The organism is Okeania sp. (assembly GCF_983059655.1).
The window spans coordinates 1-5,707 of sequence record NZ_CEZPJD010000517.1 but is presented as its reverse complement, the minus strand read 5'-3'; the positions used below and the strand labels follow the sequence as shown (position 1 = coordinate 5,707).

The following is a 5,707-nucleotide window of genomic DNA, read 5'->3' as shown; positions in this document are numbered from 1 at the left end:
CTGGAGTTCGGCTAAAAGTATCCCAGACGCTTGGTTTGCGACCTGCTTCTGTTGTGGCACCTTCTATTTGATAGGAAGCTGTGGCTACTCCCCACATAAAATTGTCTGGAAATTTATAACTATTCATATATAAGCTATTTTGCATTAGACATCTCCAGAAAAGAGGGAACAGGGAACAGGGAACAGGGAACAGAGAAGAATAATTGATAATTTATGGATAAGAATTGATTTTATTTTTGATTTTTGGAGATGTCTATTAGACATCAAAGAGGCAACAGGCAACAGGGAATATAGAATTTAAGTGATTTTTAGCTTATCATAAGGATATTATTTTTACTACTCCCCACACTACCTACCCTTCCCACACTCCCGCTCAAAAAAACTTCTATCAAAAATGAGGAACTGATTTTCTCAGTTCCCCATTTGTTATTTCTATTTGAATCTATAATTTGCAAAATATTCCCAAAAATTTGAGTAAATCAATTATTTCTAAATTCCTAATTCTAGTTTGAAACCCTCTTCTCCTTTATCCCCTTCTAGGGTATTTTCTTCTAGAGGATTTTCTGATTTAGGTTGATCTGGGTTTACAGGAATAGAAACTCCTGGTATTACTTCTACGTTTTGTTGTTGACGACGCAATTCATAAGATTTAATTCCATTTGTAGGAGAACTACTAGATTTTGGGTCATCAATATATGTACGATAATTGTCTTGATTAATCGATCTGCCTTCTACCGTTTTTAGAGAATCTCCAGAAAGGGTTGTTTCTCCGATTGGAGGATTATTTGATTGTGCTCTAGTAGTAGGAGTATAAGAGAGCAAGATTGCACTAATACCTAAGATAGTAATGATTGTCTTCATTATCAATTTTCTTTTATTGTTATGTAGGGTTTATGTACTTTATTGTACTATCTAATTCTTGAAAATGCTAGGAAAACTTTTTCTAAATGTAGAAATAATACTTCAGTGTAACTACTAAATTGATTTGAGTTTTAATGTAAAAAAATATATAAGCACAAATGCTGAAAATTATCTACAAAAACTATTTTTCGTCAAAAGAAGTATATTTATTTGGATAAATTAGTTACTTATTAAGTTATTTCAGAAAAAAATTAAATTAAACTTAAAATATGCAACAAAAATAATAGTTGAAGTTGCAACTTTAGTTTGTGTTATACCTAATGATTATTTCAGAAATGGGAGATAATAATTATAGTAAAAAATTGAATTTAAAATTCAGATAAAAAAATATTTGTCAAGTTACTTATGAACTTTACTGGTAAATTATTTCAAACTTTCAAAAATAAATGTAAAAAATAAAAAAAATAGTAGGTACTAGAGAAGTGTTTGCAACAATTCTTTATGGCAAAAAGTAGAAAAAAATGTAAAATAATATCTCAAAAATTAATCTATAAAATTATTAGAGAAACTGATATTAATTATACTAAAATTTTTCAGATTATTCGCTAGTAATATTTTTGATATCACATCCGCTTAATTTGGTATAAAAAAATGTCCTATCCGAGTGCCACTGCCAAATCTTTCTTGATATTCTTCTCCTGGGAGCAGTAGGGGAGGGTCCCCATCTCCCCACCTTTGCCACACTTATCATTCTCCTCTGCCCAACGCAAAGAAAATAAGGGACTTCCAAATAAAAAATTATCCCATTGTACCAATTTGATAAATGTTTGTTACAAATGGTAGGGACCTTGCATCTAATACCAATTCCCAAAAATAATGCTATACTTCACCATGGGACTTCAGTTATTAAGTAATAATAATGGTTGAATAGTGTTTGTGAGGATTATCGGCATTAAACCAAGATATATTATCTCTTTTGACTCTGCACCCTACTCCCTACTCCCTACTCCCTACTCCCAAGCAGGTGTAGCAAGACTTTTGAGAAATGGTATAACGTCCCTACGAAAGAAGGAAGAGGGGGTCATTTCAGTTATCAGTTATCAGTACCTCCGACTAAAGCATTGGGATTGAAATACTGAACTGAATATTCTCTTGGTCGATTGGATATGCCGAGGGTACCCGCTCTTGACAGAGCCGCTCCGCTGTTAGCGTTTGCGGTAGCATTCCGTTAGGAAAGCTTTGCGCTAACGACCGCTTTTTCATCCCCTTAAAATATAGATATAACTATCTCAAATGAACTGGAGGAGCTATTTTTCAGCATATCCAATCGAGGTCTACCTTTTTGTAGAATTCTTTTTTCACGCTTAGTATTAGCTATGAAAGTAAGGAAGTAGAAACTATAGCAATCAGGAATGAGTTGTGAGAATTGAGGTGTTTCTTAAAAGTGTAGAATATAGCAATTATTATATTCATATGATACGTTTTTTCCTCTTCTCTGTTCCCAGCTCCGGTGTTCCCTGTTCCCTAAAAATTGCCAATATCTCACAACTCAAATCATATTGCTATAGTTAACATATAGAGTACAAAAATTGGGATAATTTATTTTCTGCTATTCTCTAAAAACTTAAAAATCGCTTAATAATCTAATCTTTCTGAGAACAAAAGTTAACACAGTTTCTTGGGAAGAAATTATATCAGCTCGACCTTCCATTCCTGGTTGAATGAAATATTGACGATCGCTCCTAACTAAGTAAGGTTTTTCAGGTTCTATAGTCACTTCATAATAAGCTTCACGAAGCGCTTCTGAGGAGATAGCATCTGGAGAAATTGAATTGACAGTTCCCTTGAGAATACCATAGTCCGGAAAAGGGTAGGCTGAAATCCTCATTTGCACGGGTTGGCCGACTTTTACCCGAGCAATATCTGCTGCTGTTACTCTGCCTTTAAATACTAAAGGTGCATTACTGGGAACAATCTGAGCGATCGCTGCTCCCGACTCTACAGTTTGGCCAGGATTACGTAAAGATAGCTGAAAGATAGTACCATCTACAGGGACTCGAATTACACTATTATCAAGTTTAATATCTACTTTTTCTAGTTCTCTGGTGCCTGTAGTCAAATCTTTCATTAATTTTGTCCGCTTCACAATTAGGTCTCGTCGATCCTTAGCAAATTGTTGCGCAACTGTAGGTAAAGATTGAGATAAATCTAAAATGGCTGATTCAACAGATGCATTATCTATTTTATTGTTTGCTGTGGTACTGGATCTAGATTCCTGAAAAGTCTGAGGTTTGGCAGTAGCTAAAATTTGAACTTCTAGGGCAGAAATTTGTTGATTTATCTGTTCTAATTCTACCTCACACTGTCTGATTTTTTCCTGTAGTCGATTTTTTTGGCGATTAAGTGCAGATTCATCTATGCGGGCGATCGCATCTCCCATTTCAACAGCTTGATTTTCATTTACTTCTATACTTTCAACTTTACCTTCTGTAAGCGCCTGAACAATTCTGACATCTCCTGTTGGGCGAGCAATTGCTTCAGTTCTTACAGTAGGATTATACTTTACTACACTCATTAGAGCAATAGCGACACCAAATGTTCCCACTAAAAACATTCCTCCTATTTTGCTCCAAGGACTTAGAGGAGGGAGAAATTCGTCACTTTCTAGAGGTTGTAGTTCTACATAATCAGAATTATTTAACATAATTGATATTCACTTACTAAATTGAGGAAGGTGGTAAGTTTTAGGTGGCAGGTATTAGGTGAAAAAGCTTACCACACCACCTAATACCTATCCAATAATAAAAAATCAAATCAATGATCGTAGATAAATTATCAATTTTTTCTGTAGGGACGTTGCATGCAATGTCCCTACCTACTCCCTATTTTCCAGAGAGGTCTATTGTTTTTTAAATTTGGTATGACAAATTATTTATAACTGCCGTATATAATTTATTCTCTAATAATTTTTGCAGATTTGTTTCAACTTAATCCGGATAGAATGAAAACTTGAAGAAATTAGGATTAATATCATGTCCGGATAATCAGTTATAAAAAAACCTTCTCCCTTTAAATTTTTCTCTCCCTCTCTTGGTGCGCGTTCCCTCTCTTGGTCAGCATTCCCTCTCTTGGTCGGCGTTCCGCAAGCGAGCTGTCGGCGGCGCGGGGTCCGACCGCTTGCGCCTAGCGGCGACGCGGGGTCGCACCGCTTCTGCCCTCTGCCCTCTGCCTTCCCTCCTGCAAAGTGCAACTATTCAACCGGACATGATATAAAGTCAACACTTAACAGTAACCCGATCGTCGAAGTATACAAAACTCCGGACACTGCAGATTATGTTGGAATTATCGAGTACAATTCCTTTATACATTCCAGAACTCAGCTAAAGATTACAACTATTTAATTAAAATTATTAGCCATGAGGAAGTTAATTATGCAAGAACCTCAAAAAAAGCAACTTTTTACAGAACTGAACTATAAAGAATCTACCTATATAAATGGTGGTTACAATGAAAATTATCAATATCGCCGTAATTTTTTAGGTTTTCAACTTTGTCCTCGTAGTTATTATGGCGATCGCCGCTACTCTTCTGACTACCAACGTTATAATTCTAATTACTATAAAGGAAATATCAAAGGCTATTACTAAAGTATTTTTTTGTGTCTATATCTCTATGGATTAAAGCACAATTAATTTTAACTTGATAGTAACGATCTAGTAGTGAAGTACTATTCTATAGTACTGATTATTCTGCTGCAAAAAAATATTTAGCTCAAAATAGCATTTTTAATATTTGCTTAGTAATTTTTAATCTGAAATCACTAAGATAAATAGTTATCCGGATATTACCCGCTTATGAAGAATACTTAACTGTAATTCCTGCTATATATAGGAATTATTAAACATGACGAATGTAATTAAAGTTGAGGAAAATATTCATGCAAGAAACAAAAAATAATCAACTATTTACTGACATTTCTACAGAAGAATCTGCCACTATTAATGGTGGTCATGGCTATTATCATCGTCGGCATTACAGTTATGGCTATCGTCGTTATTACCGTAGTCGGCCTGTACGTTACTACTCCCGTCGTCGCTACTATGGCTATAGATATAACTGCTACTAATTTAAACTTATGAGTTGAATTAAAAGTATTTTTAAAGTGTTTTTTAGCCAGCTATCAAGAGTTGCTAATCAAAAAAAAGTTATCCGGATGCTGGAGTTCACCAACGAAAAATACAATTAGAAACAACAAGATAGTTAAATAGATATCGATAATTTTTAACCATCTTGTAAACACAATTAATCAAGAGGATAATCTTATGCAAGAAACTCAAAACACTGAATTATTTTCTGAGCTTTCCTCCGAAGAATCTGCCACTATTAATGGTGGTCATAATTTCGATGATTGTTACGGTTATGGTCATTCTCGACGTTATTATCGTCGCCCTGTTAGTTATCACTACCGTAGTTATCACTATAGTCGTCCTGTACGTTACAGCTATAGACGTTACGATTGCTACTAAAAATTGGGTATGTAATAGCAAGTATTTAAGTCTAATTTTTAGTTGAATTAAATTTAGCACCTATAAAATTATAGGTGCTTTTTTATAACAATTGAATTCTGATATCAAATCCGTTTTATTGGACATAAAAAAATTATCCAATCGTCATAACTACGCTCATCTTTGTAATTCTCTCTCCTCCTGACCAAAAAATAAGGTCTCAAGCCTCCCCTTCCCCTCTCTTTGTTGCGGATGTCGCAATGGTCATTTCATTTTGTGAAGCTCATAACTTGAGAGTGTGTCAGAGGGAAAATATCTACTTCCCTTCTTTGTTGCGGATG

Annotated in this window: 7 protein-coding genes; 4 read left to right on the top strand and 3 right to left on the bottom strand. The window is 34.7% G+C overall.

Features of this window, described 5'->3' with window-relative positions; genetic code table 11:
• Both AC3DU7_RS23195 and AC3DU7_RS23190 read right to left on the bottom strand, forming a co-directional pair.
• The coding region (locus AC3DU7_RS23195; protein ID WP_488041660.1) for a family 1 glycosylhydrolase at window positions 1-127 on the bottom strand (127 nt) is incomplete at its 3' end.
• 362 nt (window positions 128-489) lie between these two features.
• The gene (locus AC3DU7_RS23190) at window positions 490-861 is read right to left on the bottom strand and encodes a hypothetical protein (RefSeq protein WP_488041659.1); all 372 of its coding nucleotides are present in this window, start codon (window positions 859-861) and stop codon (window positions 490-492) included.
• Window positions 862-1,791: 930 nt separating this feature from the next.
• On the opposite strand from AC3DU7_RS23190, the gene AC3DU7_RS23185 reads away from it, so the two are divergent.
• A complete protein-coding gene (locus AC3DU7_RS23185; RefSeq protein ID WP_488041658.1) occupies window positions 1,792-1,992 on the top strand; it encodes a hypothetical protein in 201 nt (66 codons plus the stop codon).
• 493 nt (window positions 1,993-2,485) lie between these two features.
• Here the strand turns inward: AC3DU7_RS23185 and AC3DU7_RS23180 are convergent, their stop codons facing one another.
• Window positions 2,486-3,565 (bottom strand): HlyD family secretion protein, encoded by a 1,080-nt coding sequence (locus tag AC3DU7_RS23180; RefSeq protein ID WP_488041657.1) that lies wholly within the window; start codon window positions 3,563-3,565, stop codon window positions 2,486-2,488.
• A gap of 727 nt (window positions 3,566-4,292) precedes the next feature.
• Here AC3DU7_RS23180 and AC3DU7_RS23175 point away from each other — a divergent pair.
• The 3 genes from AC3DU7_RS23175 to AC3DU7_RS23165 all read left to right on the top strand — a co-directional run bounded on the left by AC3DU7_RS23175 (window position 4,293) and on the right by AC3DU7_RS23165 (window position 5,387).
• Window positions 4,293-4,508 carry a hypothetical protein gene (locus AC3DU7_RS23175; RefSeq protein ID WP_488041656.1) on the top strand — a complete coding sequence of 72 codons (216 nt, stop codon included), beginning with the start codon at window positions 4,293-4,295 and terminating at the stop codon, window positions 4,506-4,508.
• A gap of 290 nt (window positions 4,509-4,798) precedes the next feature.
• Window positions 4,799-4,987, top strand: coding sequence for a hypothetical protein (locus AC3DU7_RS23170; protein WP_488041655.1), 189 nt, complete (start codon window positions 4,799-4,801; stop codon window positions 4,985-4,987).
• A gap of 196 nt (window positions 4,988-5,183) precedes the next feature.
• On the top strand, window positions 5,184-5,387 hold the full coding sequence (locus AC3DU7_RS23165) for a hypothetical protein (RefSeq protein ID WP_488041654.1): 204 nt from the start codon (window positions 5,184-5,186) through the stop codon (window positions 5,385-5,387).
• Window positions 5,388-5,707 lie beyond the last annotated feature (320 nt).

Bases quoted from the DNA above. Each gene is read 5' to 3' on its own strand.
- AC3DU7_RS23190 (WP_488041659.1), bottom strand. From the start codon at position 861: ATGAAGACAATCATTACTATCTTAGGTATTAGTGCAATCTTGCTCTCT.
- AC3DU7_RS23175 (WP_488041656.1), top strand. From the start codon at position 4,293: ATGCAAGAACCTCAAAAAAAGCAACTTTTTACAGAACTGAACTATAAA.
- AC3DU7_RS23170 (WP_488041655.1), top strand. From the start codon at position 4,799: ATGCAAGAAACAAAAAATAATCAACTATTTACTGACATTTCTACAGAA.
- AC3DU7_RS23165 (WP_488041654.1), top strand. From the start codon at position 5,184: ATGCAAGAAACTCAAAACACTGAATTATTTTCTGAGCTTTCCTCCGAA.
- AC3DU7_RS23180 (WP_488041657.1), bottom strand. From the start codon at position 3,565: ATGTTAAATAATTCTGATTATGTAGAACTACAACCTCTAGAAAGTGAC.